15 protein-coding genes are annotated in these 16,307 nt (G+C 73.6%); 8 read left to right on the top strand and 7 right to left on the bottom strand.

What is annotated here, in order from left to right:
• The first annotated feature begins 1 nt into the window (after nucleotide 1).
• Complete coding sequence (locus ACWDVG_RS16555; RefSeq protein WP_451699899.1) at nucleotides 2–1,591, top strand: N-acyl-D-amino-acid deacylase family protein; 1,590 nt, start codon at nucleotides 2–4, stop codon at nucleotides 1,589–1,591.
• 146 nt (nucleotides 1,592–1,737) lie between these two features.
• Here the strand turns inward: ACWDVG_RS16555 and ACWDVG_RS16550 are convergent, their stop codons facing one another.
• The 3 genes from ACWDVG_RS16550 to ACWDVG_RS16540 are packed head-to-tail and all read right to left on the bottom strand — an operon-like array spanning nucleotide 1,738 to nucleotide 4,184.
• Nucleotides 1,738–2,172 (bottom strand): glutaredoxin domain-containing protein, encoded by a 435-nt coding sequence (locus ACWDVG_RS16550; RefSeq protein ID WP_451699898.1) that lies wholly within the window; start codon nucleotides 2,170–2,172, stop codon nucleotides 1,738–1,740.
• Between the two features lie 10 nt (nucleotides 2,173–2,182).
• A complete protein-coding gene (mptB, locus tag ACWDVG_RS16545; protein WP_451699897.1) occupies nucleotides 2,183–3,649 on the bottom strand; it encodes a polyprenol phosphomannose-dependent alpha 1,6 mannosyltransferase MptB in 1,467 nt (488 codons plus the stop codon).
• Nucleotides 3,650–3,683: 34 nt separating this feature from the next.
• Complete coding sequence (locus ACWDVG_RS16540) at nucleotides 3,684–4,184, bottom strand: hypothetical protein (RefSeq protein WP_451699895.1); 501 nt, start codon at nucleotides 4,182–4,184, stop codon at nucleotides 3,684–3,686.
• 167 nt (nucleotides 4,185–4,351) lie between these two features.
• Here ACWDVG_RS16540 and ACWDVG_RS16535 point away from each other — a divergent pair, with 167 nt between their 5' ends.
• The 6 genes from ACWDVG_RS16535 (at nucleotide 4,352) to ACWDVG_RS16510 (ending at nucleotide 11,075) form a co-directional block, all read left to right on the top strand.
• Nucleotides 4,352–5,563 carry a pyridoxal phosphate-dependent aminotransferase gene (locus tag ACWDVG_RS16535; RefSeq protein WP_451699894.1) on the top strand — a complete coding sequence of 404 codons (1,212 nt, stop codon included), beginning with the start codon at nucleotides 4,352–4,354 and terminating at the stop codon, nucleotides 5,561–5,563.
• Nucleotides 5,564–5,655: 92 nt separating this feature from the next.
• Nucleotides 5,656–6,048 (top strand): SCO4983 family protein, encoded by a 393-nt coding sequence (locus tag ACWDVG_RS16530; protein ID WP_451699893.1) that lies wholly within the window; start codon nucleotides 5,656–5,658, stop codon nucleotides 6,046–6,048.
• A gap of 312 nt (nucleotides 6,049–6,360) precedes the next feature.
• Nucleotides 6,361–7,485, top strand: coding sequence for a hypothetical protein (locus tag ACWDVG_RS16525; protein ID WP_451699892.1), 1,125 nt, complete (start codon nucleotides 6,361–6,363; stop codon nucleotides 7,483–7,485).
• A complete protein-coding gene (locus ACWDVG_RS16520) occupies nucleotides 7,482–8,702 on the top strand; it encodes a toxic anion resistance protein (RefSeq protein ID WP_451699891.1) in 1,221 nt (406 codons plus the stop codon). Before ACWDVG_RS16525 ends, ACWDVG_RS16520 begins: the two co-directional genes overlap by 4 nt.
• Nucleotides 8,699–10,495 carry a substrate-binding and vWA domain-containing protein gene (locus ACWDVG_RS16515; protein WP_451699890.1) on the top strand — a complete coding sequence of 599 codons (1,797 nt, stop codon included), beginning with the start codon at nucleotides 8,699–8,701 and terminating at the stop codon, nucleotides 10,493–10,495. Before ACWDVG_RS16520 ends, ACWDVG_RS16515 begins: the two co-directional genes overlap by 4 nt.
• Nucleotides 10,482–11,075 (top strand): hypothetical protein, encoded by a 594-nt coding sequence (locus ACWDVG_RS16510; RefSeq protein WP_451699889.1) that lies wholly within the window; start codon nucleotides 10,482–10,484, stop codon nucleotides 11,073–11,075. Before ACWDVG_RS16515 ends, ACWDVG_RS16510 begins: the two co-directional genes overlap by 14 nt.
• Before the next feature lie 135 nt (nucleotides 11,076–11,210).
• Here ACWDVG_RS16510 and ACWDVG_RS16505 read toward each other — a convergent pair whose 3' ends face one another.
• The gene (locus ACWDVG_RS16505; protein WP_451699888.1) at nucleotides 11,211–13,028 is read right to left on the bottom strand and encodes a phosphoenolpyruvate carboxykinase (GTP); all 1,818 of its coding nucleotides are present in this window, start codon (nucleotides 13,026–13,028) and stop codon (nucleotides 11,211–11,213) included.
• A gap of 198 nt (nucleotides 13,029–13,226) precedes the next feature.
• Between ACWDVG_RS16505 and trhA the strand changes: the two genes are divergently transcribed.
• Complete coding sequence (gene trhA / locus ACWDVG_RS16500) at nucleotides 13,227–13,925, top strand: PAQR family membrane homeostasis protein TrhA (RefSeq protein ID WP_451699887.1); 699 nt, start codon at nucleotides 13,227–13,229, stop codon at nucleotides 13,923–13,925.
• Nucleotides 13,926–13,978: 53 nt separating this feature from the next.
• Here trhA and ACWDVG_RS16495 read toward each other — a convergent pair whose 3' ends face one another.
• The 3 genes from ACWDVG_RS16495 to ACWDVG_RS16485 are packed head-to-tail and all read right to left on the bottom strand — an operon-like array spanning nucleotide 13,979 to nucleotide 16,212.
• Nucleotides 13,979–15,022: a glycoside hydrolase family 26 protein gene (locus tag ACWDVG_RS16495; RefSeq protein WP_451699885.1), complete on the bottom strand. Its 1,044-nt coding sequence runs from the start codon at nucleotides 15,020–15,022 to the stop codon at nucleotides 13,979–13,981.
• 1 nt (nucleotide 15,023) lies between these two features.
• Complete coding sequence (locus tag ACWDVG_RS16490) at nucleotides 15,024–15,674, bottom strand: vitamin K epoxide reductase family protein (protein ID WP_451699884.1); 651 nt, start codon at nucleotides 15,672–15,674, stop codon at nucleotides 15,024–15,026.
• Between the two features lie 34 nt (nucleotides 15,675–15,708).
• A complete protein-coding gene (locus ACWDVG_RS16485; protein ID WP_451699883.1) occupies nucleotides 15,709–16,212 on the bottom strand; it encodes a DUF5949 family protein in 504 nt (167 codons plus the stop codon).
• Nucleotides 16,213–16,307: the final 95 nt, after the last annotated feature.

Here is a 16,307-nt window from a genome sequence, read left to right as displayed (position 1 = left end):
CGTGGATCTCGTCTTCCGAGACGCGGAGGTCGTCGACGGCAGCGGCGGCGACTCCTACCGGGCCGACGTGGCCGTCGAGGGCGGCCGGATCGCCGCGATCGTCAAGGAGGCCGCCGCGGCGGGCTGCCAGCGCCCCACCGCCCGCCGGGTCCTGGACGCCGAGGGCCTGGTCCTCTCCCCCGGCTTCGTCGACATGCACGCCCACAGCGACCTGGCGCTGCTCCGGGACCCGGACCACAGCGCGAAGGCCGCGCAGGGCGTGACCCTGGAGGTCCTCGGCCAGGACGGCCTGTCGTACGCGCCCGTCGACGACCGCACGCTGGCCGGGGTCCGGCGGGCGATCACCGGCTGGAACGGCCACGGCGACGACGTCGACTTCGACTGGCGGACCGTGGGCGAGTACCTGGACCGGCTCGACCGCGGGATCGCCGTGAACGCCGCCTACCTGGTCCCGCAGGGCACCGTCCGGATGTACGCGATGGGCTGGGAGGACCGGCCGGCCACCCCCGCCGAGCTCGACCGGATGCGGCGGCTGGTCGCCGAGGGCCTGGAACAGGGCGCCGTCGGCATGTCCTCCGGGCTCACCTACACCCCCGGCATGTACGCCCCCGACACCGAGCTCACCGAGCTCTGCCGGGTGGTCGCGGAGTACGGCGGCTACTACTGCCCGCACCACCGCTCGTACGGGGCGGGCGCGCTGCGCGCGTACGAGGAGATGGTGGCGCTCACCCGGGAGGCGGGCTGCGCGCTCCACCTGGCCCACGCCACCATGAACTTCGGCGTCAACGAGGGCCGGGCCCCCGAGCTGCTCGGCCTCCTCGACCGGGCGCTCGCCGACGGCTGCGACATCAGCCTCGACACGTATCCGTACACCCCCGGCTGTACGACCCTGCTCGCGCTGCTGCCCTCCTGGGCGCAGGAGGGCGGTCCCGAGGCGGTCCTCGCGCGGCTGCGCGACGCGGCGACGGCGGAGCGCGTCCGGCACGACCTGGAGGTGACGGGCTCGGACGGCTGTCACGGGGTGCCGGTCGACTGGAGCACGGTCGAGGTCTCGGGCGTCTCGGACCCGGCGCTGGCCGCGCACGTGGGCCGCAGGATCGACGGCTGGGAGGCGGCCCGCCGGCTCCTGGTCGACGACGGCCTCGGGACGACGGTCCTCCAGCACGTGGGCCACGAGGAGAACGTGCGGGCGATCATGCGCCACCGGGTCCACACGGGCGGTTCGGACGGCATCCTCCAGGGCGCGAAGCCGCACCCCCGGGCGTACGGCACGTTCCCCCACTACCTCGGGCGGTACGTGCGGGAGCTCGGCGTGCTCTCCCTGGAGGAGTGCGTCGCCCACCTCACCTCCCGCCCGGCGGCCCGGCTCCGCCTCCCCGACCGGGGCCTGGTCCGCGAGGGGTACGTGGCGGACCTGGTCCTCTTCGATCCGGCGACGGTCGCGGCGGGCTCGACGTACGACGCCCCGCGCACCCTCCCGGTCGGCATCCCGCACGTCCTGGTCGACGGCCGCTTCGTCATCGAGGACGGCCGCAGGACGGACGTCCTGGCGGGCCGCGCGATCCGCCGGACGCCGGTGGGCCGACGGTGAGCCGGGCGGGGAGCCGGGGCGAGGTGACCTGCCCGCCGGGCGCCGGAGTCAGGGCATGAGCCGAACGGGGTGGCCGGGCCAGCTTCGACAGGCCGGTATTTTTGCCCGTTTCCGCAGGGATGTAACCAGCCCGCCGGGCGCCCGCGTCAGGGCGTGAGCCGGGCCCGGACCCAGGCGGGGGCGGGGTTGACGTGGGCCCGGCCCGCCACGACGACCGTCGGGACGGTCTCGTCCCCGCCGGTGGCCTCACGCACCGCGGCCGCCGCCTCCGGGTCGCGCCAGATGTCGACCCAGTGCGCGCGGCGGGCGCGGAGGCCCAGCCGCAACCGCAGGCGCAGGCAGTACGCGCAGCCCGGCCGCCAGTAGACGATCGGGCGCCCGTCGGCCTCCGCGAGGCGGCGGGCCTCCGCCGCGCCCGTCGACCGCGGGAAGGCCGACGGCGACACGGCGGCCGCGAGCAGCCCGAAGAACAGCAGGGAGACGACGGCGCCGCCGTGGCTGCCCTGTGCGGCCCGGACCGCCGTGAGGGCCCCACCGAGGGCGAGCACCAGGAGCGGCAGGGTCCAGGGTCGTCGCGTCATGGCCCGGAAGCTACCGCCCGGCGCCCACCGTGGCCGCGCCCTGTGCCGCGCCGTCCGTGAGGGCGGGCGGCCACGGGTCGCGCCGGACCCACAGGAGCCCGAGCGCGAGGACGAGGCCCGCGATCACGAAGCCGTACCAGGGCGTGTGGCCCGAGGGCGCCGTCTCGTAGACGAGCGCCGCCGACAGGACGGCGAGGAGCTGGCCCGCCCGGGTGCGCCAGGCGACCGCGGCCACGGCCACGGTGCCCCACAGCAGGTACCAGGGCTGCACCATGGGCGAGAGCACCACGAGGGCGACGAGCGAGAGGCCGAGGCCGAGGACCGGGTCGAGGCGGCCGCGCCAGGCCCGCCACGCGAGCACCGCGATGACGGCGAGGGCGGCGAGCAGGCCCAGTTTCTGCACGGCGCCCTTGACCGGGTCGGGGTCGTCGGCGAGGAGCGTGCCGAGGGCGAGCCCCAGGTCGCTGGTGAGGGAGAGCGGGGTGTGGATGGCCCCGGCGACGCTCTGGGTGCCGAGCCAGCCGAACCCGGTCCGCGCCGCGAGGGTGGCCACGGCGGCCACGGCGGCCGCGACCGCCCCCGGCAGCAGGAGCCCCTTCAGCACGCCCCGTACGCCACCTGCCCTGCGGGCGACGACCACGCCGACGAAGAGGAGCGCGACGGCGGCCGGGGACTTGGTCATCACGGCCAGCCCGACGAGGACGCTGCCGAGCACCCACCTTCCGCGCACGGCGAGCAGCACGCCGCCGAGCATGAGCCCGGCCGTCAGACCGTCGTTGTGCACGCCGCCGACGACGTGGACGAGCAGCAGCGGATTGAGCGCGGCCAGCCACAGTGCCCCGCCCGTCGCGTCCCCCTCGTCCCTGGCGTCGCCGGCGCCGCCGAGGCGGCCGAAGCCCCGGACGGCCCAGACGATCAGGGCCAGCGCGCCGAGGGCCAGGAGCCGCACGAGCAGCACCGCGGGGACGATCTCGCCGCCGGTGAGGGTGACGACCAGCCGGGCCAGGACGAGGAAGACCGGCCCGTACGGAGCAGGGGTGTCGGTCCAGTTCCCGCCGACGCTCGCGGCCGCGTCCGCGCCGAGGTCGCCGGGGCGCAGGACGGCGGGCCCGGCGCCGTACACGTCGTACCCCTCGATGACCATGGCGCCCTGCGCGAGGTAGCTGTAGACGTCCGCGCTGTACAGCGGCGGGGCGAGGAGCAGCGGCGCGGTCCAGCAGAGGAGGGTGAGGAGCACCCGGTCGCGCGCGCCGCGCGCGAGGAGGACGCCGTACCGCCACCAGGCGGCGACGAGCAGGGTCAGGCCGAGGTACGCGAGGACGGCGCCGGCGGTCGTGAGCGCGGAGCCGCGCGGTTCCCAGAGCGCCCCGCCGCCGCGTACGGGCAGGGCGCCCGCCGCGTAGCCGCCCGCCGTGACGGCGAGCGCTCCGGCCGTGCCCAGCCACCGGCATCCGGGGGCTCCGAGATTCCACACCATGACGGGCCAACCTATCCCGGCGCGTCGGCGGGTCCTACCGGGGGCGCTTGGTGGCGCCGCGCCCGCGGCCGGGGTGGCCGGAGCCGTCGGAGCCTTCGGGGTCGGCCGTGGCGTCCGGGGCGTCCGCCGCGTCGCCGCCGTCCGTGCCGCCGTCGGACGGCGCGGTGGTCTCCGTCGCGGACGGGGCGCCCGTGGGCGTCCCGGAGGCGGTGGTGCCCGGCGTGGCCGTTCCGGAGGAGGAGGCGGAGGGGGCGCCCGTCCCTCCGGCGGCGTCCGCCGGCCGCGGGGTGCCCGAGGTCTCGTCCGCGTCCGGCTCGGGCTGGATGAGCCGGGGCAGCCCGGCCGAACCGCCGTCGGCCGGCGGGTTCGGGTCGGCGCCGGGCCGGGAGCCTCCGGTGAGCAGGGTGGCGGTGATCCCGAGGACGGCGACACCGCCGAGGGCGACCAGCCACACGGGCCCGCGCCCCCGGCGCTGCGGGGCGTGCCGTCTTCGGCCGCGCCTCTGGTCGGCGGCTCCGTGCTCGTGGTGGCTCATGGGCCCGGATTGTAGGGAGCACGACACCGCCGGTGCGATCCGGGTCACATCGGGGCCCCGTGCGGGGCCGCCCCGGCGCCCGGCCGGCCGCGTCCCGAGGACCCCCTTTCGCCCGACGTGTCACAGAACACGAGGCGGCGCGCCGTCCCCCGCCGTAAGCTCTCGGCATGCAGGTGATCCAGTCCACGAAGCTCGCCAACGTCTGTTACGAAATCCGGGGTCCGGTGCTCGAAGAGGCGATGCGGCTTGAGGCCGCGGGTCATCGCATCCTCAAGCTCAACACCGGCAACCCGGCCGCCTTCGGTTTCGAGTGCCCGCCGGCCATCCTCGAGGACGTGCTGCGCAACCTCTCCGAGGCGCACGGCTACGGCGACGCGAAGGGCCTGCTGTCGGCCCGCCGGGCGGTGATGAGCCACTACGAGACCAAGGGCATCCCGCTCTCGGTCGAGGACATCTACCTCGGCAACGGCGTCTCGGAGCTGATCCAGATGTCGATGCAGGCGCTGCTCGACGACGGCGACGAGGTCCTCGTCCCGGCCCCGGACTACCCGCTGTGGACGGCCTCGGTGTCGCTCGCGGGCGGTACGGCCGTGCACTACCGCTGCGACGAGCAGGCGGACTGGATGCCGGACCTCGCCGACATCGAGCGGAAGATCACCGACCGCACCAAGGCGATCGTGATCATCAACCCGAACAACCCGACCGGCGCCGTCTACGACGACGAGATGCTCCGCTCGCTGACGGAGATCGCCCGCCGCCACAACCTGGTGGTCTGCTCGGACGAGATCTACGACAAGATCCTGTACGACGGCGCCACCCACACCCCGACCGCCGCGATCGCCCCGGACCTCCTCGCCCTCACGTTCAACGGGATGAGCAAGAACTACCGGGTGGCGGGCTTCCGCTCCGGCTGGCTGGCGGTCTGCGGGCCCAAGCACCACGCGTCCTCGTACATCGAGGGCCTGACGATCCTCGCCAACATGCGGCTGTGCGCCAACATGCCGGCGCAGCACGCGGTCGCCGCCGCGCTCCAGGGCCGGCAGTCGATCGAGGACCTGGTGCTGCCGGGCGGGCGGCTCCTGGAGCAGCGGAACACGGCGTACGAACTGCTCACCCAGATCCCGGGCGTGACGTGCGTGAAGCCGAAGGGGGCGCTGTACCTCTTCCCGCGCCTGGACCCGAACGTCTACAAGATCAAGGACGACCGGCAGATGGTCCTGGACCTGCTGCGGGCCGAGAAGATCATGGTCGTGCACGGTACGGGCTTCAACTGGCACGAGCCGGACCACTTCCGGATCGTGACGCTGCCGGCGGCCGCGGACCTCGCGGACGCGGTGACGCGGATCGGGCGCTTCCTGGACGGTTACGGCCAGCCCTGACGGCAGGACTCCGGCCCACTCCCGGATCGCGCACAACTTTAGACTGAATCTAAGCTAGGATGGCTCCAGAGCAACCGTTGGAGGCCATCCCCATGTACGAACCGATCCGCACCAAGTCGGTCCACCGGATGGCCGACGACGCCCAGGACACGTACCCGCACCGCTCCCGCGAGGAGGAGCTGGACATCCAGCTCGCCGGACACCTCGCCGCCCTGCTCGCCGTCACCGACGAGCTCGGCGACGCGGACGCGGGCGACCTCATCGCCCGCCAGGTGGCGCGGCTGCGCGGCGCCCCGCCCGCGCGGCACGCCGGCCTGAGCGGCGCCCCCGCCCGGGACCTGCACCGCAAGGCGCACGCCCTCGCGGGCCGGGCCCTGGTCGTCGCCGCCTCCCGCGCCGACACGGCCGCCGCGATCCTCGCCGCCGAGCGCATGGACGCGCACACCGCGGCGCTCACCGGGGACACCCTGGTCGGCGCCCCCTGACGGCCCCGGTCCGCGCGGCACGAACCGCGCGGACCGGGCGCCACCCAGCCCCCTTTTTTGGGGCTCGGTTCACCTCCGGGTCGCTTACGCCGGGCTCACGGGCCCGTACGTGCTCGACCCGTTCGTTCCTCACAGGCCTCCGCGCGCTCCGGCCCGTTCCCCCGGCCGCGACCCTTCGGTTCACTCGCCTCAGGCCCTGGTGCGGACCCAGGGGTCCCGCGGCGCCCCCGCACCAGGCATGCGGGAGGCGCCGCTCCGGTTCCCTACCGGGATCGGCACTTCACCACCCGTACACCCAACTCCCCCTGGAACGTGGGTTTCCGCGAGCACGCTTCCCGCGTGAGACGCATCTTGGGAATCGTCCTGGCCGTCCTGCTCCTCGGCGGCGTCGGCGCCGTCCTCCTCACGGGCGGCGACCAGGACCACGACACGGCACCGAAGACCGTGCGAGGAGTCATCGGGTCGGAGAAGGCCGCGTTCTTCGCCGACCCCCAGGTCGTCAGGGCCCTGGCCGCCCAGGGGTACACCGTGCGGACCGAGACCTCCGGGTCCTGGGACATGGAGGCGCTCCCCCTCGACGGCTACGACTTCGCCTTCCCCTCCTCCAAGGGGCCCGCCGACGTGCTGAAGGCGAAGGCGAAGGGCACGTCCAAGGCGGCCCCGCAGCGCCCCTTCTACTCGCCGCTCGTCGTCGTCGCGCGCAGCTCCGCCGCCCGCGTCCTCGCCGACAACGGCCTCGCGACGCTCCGCCCGCGCGGCACCAGCGGCACCCTGAAGATGGGCGCCTACCTGGACGCGGCCCGCGCCGACCGGACCTGGCAGCAGCTCAAGGGCGCCGACCGGCACACCGAGTTGAGCGGCACGCTCTTCATCACCTCGACCGACCCGGTCGCGTCCAACTCCGGCGCCCTCTACCTCGCCGCCGCGAGCTACGTCGCCGACGGCGGAAAGGTCGCGGGCGACAAGGCGGCCGTCTCCAGGACCGCCCCGCTGATGCGGAAGCTGATCCAGGTCCAGGGCACCCAACAGGGCGGCTCCGACGCGCCGTTCGGCGACTTCGTCAGCGGCGTCGGCAACCCGCTGGTCCTCGTGTACGAGTCGCAGGTCGCCTCCCTCCTGATCGCCGGCAAGACGATGAGCGACCTGGTCGTCCTCTACCCGGACACCACGGTCAACAGCGACCACACCCTCGTGCCGCTCAGCGAGGAGGGCCGGGCGCTCGGCGAACTCCTTGCCACGGACCCGGAGTTGCGCAAGCTCGCGGTGCGCCACGGCTTCCGGCCCCAGGGCGCGGCGAGCGAGTTCACCTCCGCGACCGCCGGCCACACCGACTACCTCAACCAGACACTGACCGGAGTCCGCCAGGCGCCCGTGCCCACCAGCGAGGTGCTGCACGAGATGGCGCGGCGGGCCCGTGACCAGGGGGACCCTGCATGAGCACGCCCACACCCGACCCCAGGACGACGGCCCTGACGCCGCCCGGGCACGACGCCCCGCTCGTCCTCACCCCGCCGGAGCCGGTCCGCCCCGTCCGTACGGAGCAGGCCTCCGGCCTCGTACCGCTGGACGAGTCGGTCCGTACGGAGATGGCCCGCCGGGCCGACGAGTACGTCGGCTCGCTCGCCGGCCTCGACCCGCGGTCCCCGGAGTTCGCGGGCCGCATCGGCGAGATCGACGCCCTCGGCGCGGGCGAGATGCGGGCCGCGGCCAAGCAGTCCAACCGGATGCTGGAGCGCACGGTCCGCTCGCTCGGCGACGGCGCGGCGGGCGGTGACGCCCAGGCCCGGGTCGGCTCCTCGCTCGTCGAACTCCGGCGCACCGTCGAGGACCTGGACCCGCGCGACGCCCCCGCCAAGGGGGCCAGGCGGCTGCTGTCCAGGCTCCCCGGCGGCAACAGGTTCCGCGACCACGTCGCCAGGTACGCCTCCTCCCAGGCGACGCTGAACCGGATCGTCGGCGCGCTGCGCGGCGGCCAGGACGAGCTGCGCCGCGACAACGCCGCCCTGCAGACCGAGCGGACCAGGCTCTGGGAGACCATGGGCAAGCTCCAGGAGTACGCGGTGCTCACCGAGGCGCTCGACGGGGCCGTGGAGGAGCGCATCGCGCTCACCGCCGACCCGGTGGTCGCGGACGCGCTCCGCGCCGACGTCCTCTTCCCGGTCCGGCAGAAGCACCAGGACCTGCTGACCCAGCTCGCCGTCTGCGCCCAGGGCTATCTGGCGATGGACGTGGTCCGCCGCAACAACGCCGAGCTGATCAAGGGCGTGGACCGGGCGGCGTCGACGACCGTGTCCGCGCTGCGGATCGCCGTCATGCTCGCCTCCGCCCTGGAGAACCAGCGGAAGGTCACCGAGCAGGTGAACGCCCTGCGCTCGACGACGGAGGAGCTGATCCGGGGCAACGCCGAGATGCTGTCGAGCCAGGCGGGCGAGATCCAGCGGATCGCGGCCGACCCGGCGGTCGGCGCCGAGACGCTCCGCACGGCGTTCCAGCAGATCTACCGGACGCTCGACGCCATCGACACGTACAAGGTGCGGGCGACGGAGTCGATGGCGGCGACCGTCGAGTCCCTCACGGCCGAACTCCAGCAGGCCGGTGCCCACCTGGACCGCAGCCGCCGCACCTCCGCGTCGGAGGGTGGCGACCCCGCATGACCCACGCACCCCGCACCACACCGGCCGTCTCCGCAACCCACGCAACCCACGCGCCCGGCGCTACCGCCCCCGCCGCCTCCTCGCCCCGCGTCCCGGGCTCCCCCGTGCCCCGCGCCACCGGAACCCGCACGCCTTCCCGGACCCCCCGCCTCCTCCGGCGGACGCTCGCGGGTCTCGCCCTCGCCCTGCTCGTCACGGCCACCGGCGGCTCCTGCGGGCACGTCGACCAGACCGGCGTCGGCGGTCCGAGCCGGGACCCGATCGACCGGCACGGCACGGCCTTCGCCCCCGGCACGCTCCGCGTCCTCGCCTCCTCCGAGCTCGCCGACATGGAGTCGGTCCTCGACACGGCGGCGCGGGCGACCGGCGTCACCGTCCGCCCCACCTACGCCGGCACCCTCGAAGCCGTCGAGCAGATCGCCTCCGGGAAGGCGGACGCGGCCTACGACGCGGTGTGGCTCTCCTCCAACGACTACCTGCGGCTCCGCACCGACACCGCGGGACGCATCACCACGGCGACGCCGATCATGACCTCCCCTGTCGCCATCGGCGTCCGTCCCGCGGCCGTCGCCCGCCTCGGCTGGGACCCGGCGAAGGTCACCTGGTCGCAGGTGCACCGCGCCGTCGCCGACGGCAGGCTGAGCTACGGCATGACCGACCCCAAGCGCTCCAACTCCGGCTTCTCCGCGCTCGTCTCGGTCGCCTCCGGCCTCTCCGGCGCGCAGTCGGCGCTCAGGGAGCAGGACGTGCGCCGGGCCACCCCGAAGCTGAAGGAGTTCTTCACCGGGCAGAAGCTGACCTCGGGCTCCTCCGGCTGGCTGGCCACCGCCTACGGCCGCCGCACGGACGTCGACGCGCTCGTGAACTACGAGTCGGTGCTGCTCTCCTCGTTCCAGTCCGGCGACCTGACGGTGATCCGCCCGGTCGACGGCGTCCTCACCGCCGACTACCCGCTCACCCTGCTCGCCTCCGCACGGCCCGAGGCGAAGGACTCGGCGCGGCGGCTCACCGAGTACCTCCGCGACCCGGCCGTCCAGGACCGGATCACCCGCGCGACGCTCCGCCGCCCGGTGGTCGCCGGCGTCGCCCCGGCGGAGGGCATCGCCAACGAGCCGCGCCGCGAACTGCCCTTCCCCGGCAGCCGGGCCGTCGCCGACGGGCTCCTCGACGCGTACGACAACACCCTGCGCAGGCCCTCGCGCACGGTCTACGTGCTCGACACCTCCGGCTCCATGGCGGGCGAGCGGCTCGCACGCCTCAAGACGGCGCTCGCCGAGCTGACCGAGGACTTCCGGGACCGGGAGCAGGTCACGCTGATGCCGTTCGGCACGGCCGTGAAGGAGTCCGAGGTCCGTACGCACACGGTCGACCCGGCCTCGCCGCGGACGGCGCTCGACGCGATCCGCGCCGACGCCCGCGGCCTCACGGCCTCCGGCGGCACCGCCGTCTACTCCAGCCTCATGGAGGCGTACCGCGCGCTCGGCGCGAAGAGCACCCCGAGCGGCCCGAGCACCCCGAGCGGCGCGAGCGGCGGCGCGGGGGACGACGCCTTCACCTCGATCGTCCTGATGACGGACGGCGAGAACACCCACGGCGACCCGGCGCACGCCTTCGACAGCTTCTACCGCTCGCTCCCGGCCGGGCAGCAGCGCACCCCGGTGTTCCCGATCCTCTTCGGCGACTCCGACCGCGCCGCGCTCGACCACATCGCGGAGCTCACCGGCGGCAGGCTGTTCGACGCCACGACCGGCTCGCTCGACGGCGCCTTCGAGGAGATCCGTGGCTACCAGTAACCCCCTGCTGCGGTACGCCGAGTCCCGCAAGAACCTGGCCGGCTCCGCCTGCGGCCTCGTGGGGCTCGCGGTCTCCCTCACGGGCGCCGCGGGCTCCCTGTGGCCGGTCGTGGTGGCCGGGCTCTACGCGGCGGGCGCGCTGATCGCCCCGCCCGAGCGGCCCCCGATCCCGGATCCGCCCACCACGGCGGAGCAGCGGGACGCGATCGGCTCCGACCTGCCGGCCCTGCGGTCCTACCTCGCGGAGGTCGAGATCCCGGACTCCGCGCAGCGGCTGCTCGACGGACTCGACGAACTGCTGGACGCGCTGCTCGGCCCGGACGGGACGACGGACCCCGAGCACCTGCACGTCCTGGCCCGTACGATCCGCGTCGACGTCCCGGAGGCCGTGGACTCCTTCGTACGGACCCGGTGGTGGTCGCGTGTGGCGCCGGGTGCCGAGTCGCCGGAGCGCCATCTGGAGCGCCAGCTCACGGCCCTGCACCGGGGGCTCGTCGACATCGCGTCGGAGCTGCGGGAGGAGGCGGAGGTCCGCCAGCGGAGCCACACCGCGTACACGGAGAACCAGCGGCCGAGCTGACGCGGACGTGACGTGCCCGGCCCCCGGCGCCTGAGGGGGCGCCGGGGGCCGGTCGGGTCGTGGTGGGCCGTCGTGACCCCAGCTGGTCAGGGCGGAAATCGGGGCAACCCACCACGAGTCTGCGGTGCTGCGGGATCAGCCCAGGCGCTCGACCAGCGCGCGGTACTCGTCCCACAGCTCCTTCGGCGTGTGCTCACCGAAGGTCTCCAGGTGCGCGGGGACCAGGGCGGCCTCCTCGCGCCAGACGTCCTTGTCGACGGTGAGCAGGAAGTCCAGGTCCGCCTCGGCCAGGTCCAGGCCGTCGGTGTCCAGGGCGTCCTTCGTCGGCAGGATGCCGATCGGGGTCTCGACGCCCTCGGCCTTGCCCTCCAGGCGCTCCACGATCCACTTCAGGACGCGGCTGTTCTCGCCGAAGCCGGGCCACACGAACTGGCCGGCGTCGTTCTTGCGGAACCAGTTCACGTAGTAGATCTTCGGCAGCTTCGCCTGGTCCGCGGCCGCGCCGACCTTGACCCAGTGGGCCATGTAGTCGCCCATGTTGTAGCCGCAGAAGGGCAGCATGGCGAACGGGTCGCGGCGCAGCTCGCCGACCTTGCCCTCGGCGGCGGCGGTCTTCTCGGAGGCGACGTTCGCGCCGAGGAAGACGCCGTGGTTCCAGTCGAAGGACTCGGTGACCAGCGGCACGGCGGAGGCGCGGCGGCCGCCGAAGAGGATCGCGGAGATCGGGACGCCCTTGGGGTCCTCCCACTCGGGGGCGATCGTCGGGCACTGGCCGGCCGGGACGGTGAAGCGGGCGTTCGGGTGGGCGGCCGGGGTCTCGGACTCCGGCGTCCAGTCGTTGCCCTTCCAGTCGGTCAGGTGGGCGGGCGCGTCCTCGGTCATGCCCTCCCACCAGACGTCGCCGTCGTCGGTGAGTGCGACGTTGGTGAAGACGGAGTTGCCCCACAGGGTCTTCATGGCGTTGGCGTTGGTGTGCTCGCCGGTGCCGGGCGCGACGCCGAAGAAGCCGGCCTCGGGGTTGATCGCGTAGAGGCGGCCGTCCTCGCCGAAGCGCATCCAGGCGATGTCGTCGCCGATGGTCTCGACGGTCCAGCCGGAGATCGTCGGCTCCAGCATGGCGAGGTTGGTCTTGCCGCAGGCGGACGGGAAGGCGGCGGCGACGTACTTCGCCTCGCCCTGCGGCGGGGTCAGCTTCAGGATGAGCATGTGCTCGGCGAGCCAGCCCTCGTCACGCGCCATGACGGACGCGATGCGCAGCGCGTAGCACTTCTTGCCGAGCAGGGCGTTGCCGCCGTAGCCGGAGCCGTACGACCAGATCTCGCGGCTCTCGGGGAAGTGCGAGATGTACTTGGTGGTGTTGCAGGGCCACGGCACGTCCTCCTGGCCCTCCTCCAGGGGGGCGCCGAGGGTGTGGACGGCCTTGACGAAGAAGCCGTCGGTGCCGAGCTCGTCGAGGACGGCCTGGCCCATGCGGGTCATGGTGCGCATGGAGACGGCGACGTACGCGGAGTCGGTGATCTCGACGCCGATGGCGGAGAGCGGGGAGCCGACCGGGCCCATGCAGAAGGGCACGACGTACATGGTGCGGCCCTTCATGGAGCCGCGGAAGATGCCCTTCTCGCCCGCGAAGATCTCCTTCATCTCCGCCGGGGCCTTCCAGTGGTTGGTCGGGCCCGCGTCCTCCTCCTTCTCGGAGCAGATGAAGGTCCGGTCCTCGACGCGCGCGACGTCGGTGGGGTCGGAGGCGGCGTAGTACGAGTTCGGGCGCTTCACCGGGTCGAGCTTCGTGAAGGTCCCCTTGGCGACGAGCTCCTCGCACAGGCGCTCGTACTCGGCCTCGGAGCCGTCGCACCAGACGATGGCGTCCGGCTGGGTGATCTCGGCGATCTCGTTCACCCAGGAGACGAGCTCCTGGTGCTGGGTGGGAAGGGGAGCCGCGTTGTCGCGCGCCACGATTGCTCCTTGTTGAGGGGTGTATTTCGCTGTCTGCCCCGTGGGGGCTGCGACCCGGACGCGTCGTAGCTGCTCATCCGGTGCCGACCGCACTCATTTGATCATCCGATGCAAACGCCCATATGTCCAGGGGGGTGCACACGTGAGCATCGCCACTCATATCCGGTACCTACGCGGCCGTAGGTACGATGAGGTCTCATGACTGCAGCAACGCCGGACGTGACCCCGGTCGAGCACCAACCGATCGAGCAATCCCCGACGCTCCCGCTGAAGCCGCTGCTCAGGGGCTGGCTGCACGCGGGCATGTTCCCCACCGTGGTCGTCGCGGGCCTGGTTCTCGTCGCACTCGCCGAATCGCCCCGCGCCCGCCTCGCCTGCGGGATCTACGTCCTCACCGCCTGCCTGCTCTTCGGCATCAGCGCGCTGTACCACCGCGGCACCTGGGGCCCGCGCGGCGAGGCCGTCCTGCGGCGCCTCGACCACGCCAATATCTTCCTGATCATCGCGGGCACCTACACCCCGCTCAGCCTGCTGCTGCTCCCGGACTCCACCGCGAAGCCGCTCATGTGGGCGGTCTGGGCCGCCGCGGCCGCAGGCATCGCCTTCCGCGTGTTCTGGGTCGGCGCCCCCCGCTGGCTCTACACGCCCTGCTACATCGCCATGGGCTGGGCCGCGGTCTTCTTCCTGCCGGACTTCATGCGCGCCGGCGGCATCGCCGTGCTCGTCCTCGTCGTCGTCGGCGGAGTGCTCTACAGCGTGGGCGGGGTCGTCTACGGCATCAAGCGGCCGAACCCCTCACCCCGCTGGTTCGGCTTCCACGAGGTGTTCCACTCCCTCACCCTCGCGGCGTTCATCGCCCACTACGTCGGCATCTCGCTCGTCGCCTACCAGGCCTGACCGGCCGGCCGCGGCACCGCCCCGGGCGCCGCGTTCCGTGAGGCCACCGTCCCTCACGGACCGGGCGCCCCCAGTGCCCCCCTGAGCACCCGCGCCGACTCGGGGTTGGCCGCGCACCCCCACACCCCGTGCGGGCAGTAGTCCGTCACCGTCTGGTACACCGGCCGGTGCGCCGCGAACCAGTCGAGCATCCCCCGTACGTACGCCGGGTTGTCGCCGTTCCTGAAGAGTCCCCACTCCGGGTACGAGACGGGCTTGCCGTGCGCCTCGGCGAAGGCCACGTGGTGCGCGAGCCCGTACTCCTCGGTCACCTGCTCCTCGAAGGAGACCCCCGCGGGCTGGTCGTAGGCGTCCATCCCGATGATGTCGACGACGTCGTCCCCCGGGTAGCACTCCGGCCACGCCACGGCGTCCCGCCCCCGGCTCGGCGTGAAGTCGAAGCGGAAACGCTGACCCGCCACCCCGCGCAGCTCCGCGACCACCCGCCGCCAGTACGTCTTCCAGGCCGCCGGGTCCGGCCCGCAGCGGTGGCTGTACGTCGTGCCGTTCATCTCCCAGCCGAGGACGAGGACCGCGTCGCCGAGCCCGTGCGCGACGAGCCGCTCGCCCAGCGTCGCGAAGTGCCCGTCGAAGGCCCCGGCCGCCCCGCGCCTCAGCTGGGCGCGGACCTCCGCGTCGGTCAGCCCCTCCTCGTTGCGGTCGAGCAGCGGCACGTTCAGGACGAAGAGCCGCCCCGGCCGCTCCGCCTTCCACCGCGCCCACGGCCCGAAGAGTGCCGGATGCCCCTCGATGTTCGACCAGCGGTCGCCCGGCAGATACGTGTGTCCGACGCTCAGGGAGTCGCCGCCGAGCCAGGCCTGCACCCGCGCGATCCGGCGCACGCCCTCCTCGTCGGAGCCGGTGAAGAACCCGGACGGCACCCCCGGCAGCGGCGCGGGCACCGGCTCGGCCTCGGGCGCCGAGCGCGTCCCCGCGTGCCGCCCGCCCGGTGCCAGCCGCTCGTACGGCAGGAGGAACACGAGAACGGCCGCGAGCAGCACGGTCAGTGCGGCCCGCGGCCAGGAGAGCCGGGAGAGCCGGGGGTGGCGTCGGCTCACGTCAGCTCGTCCAGAAGTCCCACCACCGGGTCAGGATCAGCATCCCGATGATCCCGATGTGCAGCACGGGCGGCGCGAAGGCGAAGTCGGCGAAGAAGCCGCGCACGGCGGCCGGGGCGGGCAGCACCCCGCTGCGCACGTTCTGCGCGGTCACGTACCAGAACATGACGATCGTCGCCGTCCAGGCCAGGCAGCACCACAGGCAGAGCGCGTGGATCTCGTACAGCGACTGGTGCATCAGCCAGGTGCAGAAGCCGACGCCGAACAGCATCCCGCCGTTCAGCCCCAGCCAGAACCAGCCCCGGTAGCGGGCCCCGGCGAGCAGCCCGGCACCGACCGCGACGACGACGGCGTACGTGACGAGGCCGAGCATCGGGTTCGGGAAGCCGAAGACCGAGGCCTGCTCGCTCTTCATGATGTTCCCGCAGGAGACGACCGGGTTCAGGCTGCAGCCCGGCTGGAACCCGGGGTCCTCCAGGAGCTTGAACTTGTCGAGCGTGATCACCCAGCCGGCGAGCACGCCCGCCGCGCCCGTGACCACGAGGAGCCAGCCGAGGGCCCGGCCCGCTCCGGTCCCGCCCGAGCCCCGGCCGCCGGGCTCCTCCGCCTGCCGCTGCCCGGGGACCCCGCCCCGCACGTCGGTCGTCGCCATCGCGCCGCCCTCCCGTTCTCCGGCCCCGGACCCTTCAGCCCTGGACGCGCCGGACCGGCATCAGGACGTGGGCGCAGTCCGCGAGCATCTCCTCGTCCGAGACGTAGGCGCGCAGCCGCGCCTCGTCGACCGGCTCGCCGGGCGCGCCCTCGGCCCAGGGCCGCACCGAGCAGAGGAAGTAGACGTGGCCGCGCTCGCGGGCCGCCGCCAGCCACTCGTCCGGCACCGGGCACTGCACCTTCAGGAAGGGCAGCGTCAGCACGGCCGTGCCGCCCTCGACGATGAGCGAGGCCTTGATCCCGGCGTCCTTCTCCAGGTCGAAGAGCCGGTCGCCGACCGAGAGCCCCATGGCTTCGAGGGCGGCGCGGAGCGCCTGCTGACCGGCCTCCGGGCCGTCCCGGCCGTCGCCGAGCGAATACGCCATCAGGAACGGCGTGCCCGCCGAATCGGCGGAGGGCTCGCTGGACCACGGAATCACCGTGAGGGTTCCCAGCGGAGAGACGCTGCGGGCCGAGGAAACGACGTCAGAAGTGGTCATGAATCCGGATGCTAGGGCCCCACCACCCTTTCTCCCCGCCGATTTCACCCGAACGGCCGACATTCACGCCGCTGGCATTTCCGGCGCAACGAACA

The organism is Streptomyces sp. NPDC003327, assembly GCF_053589515.1.
Note: the sequence above shows the minus strand (reverse complement) of the source record. Positions and strands in the feature narration are given on the sequence as shown.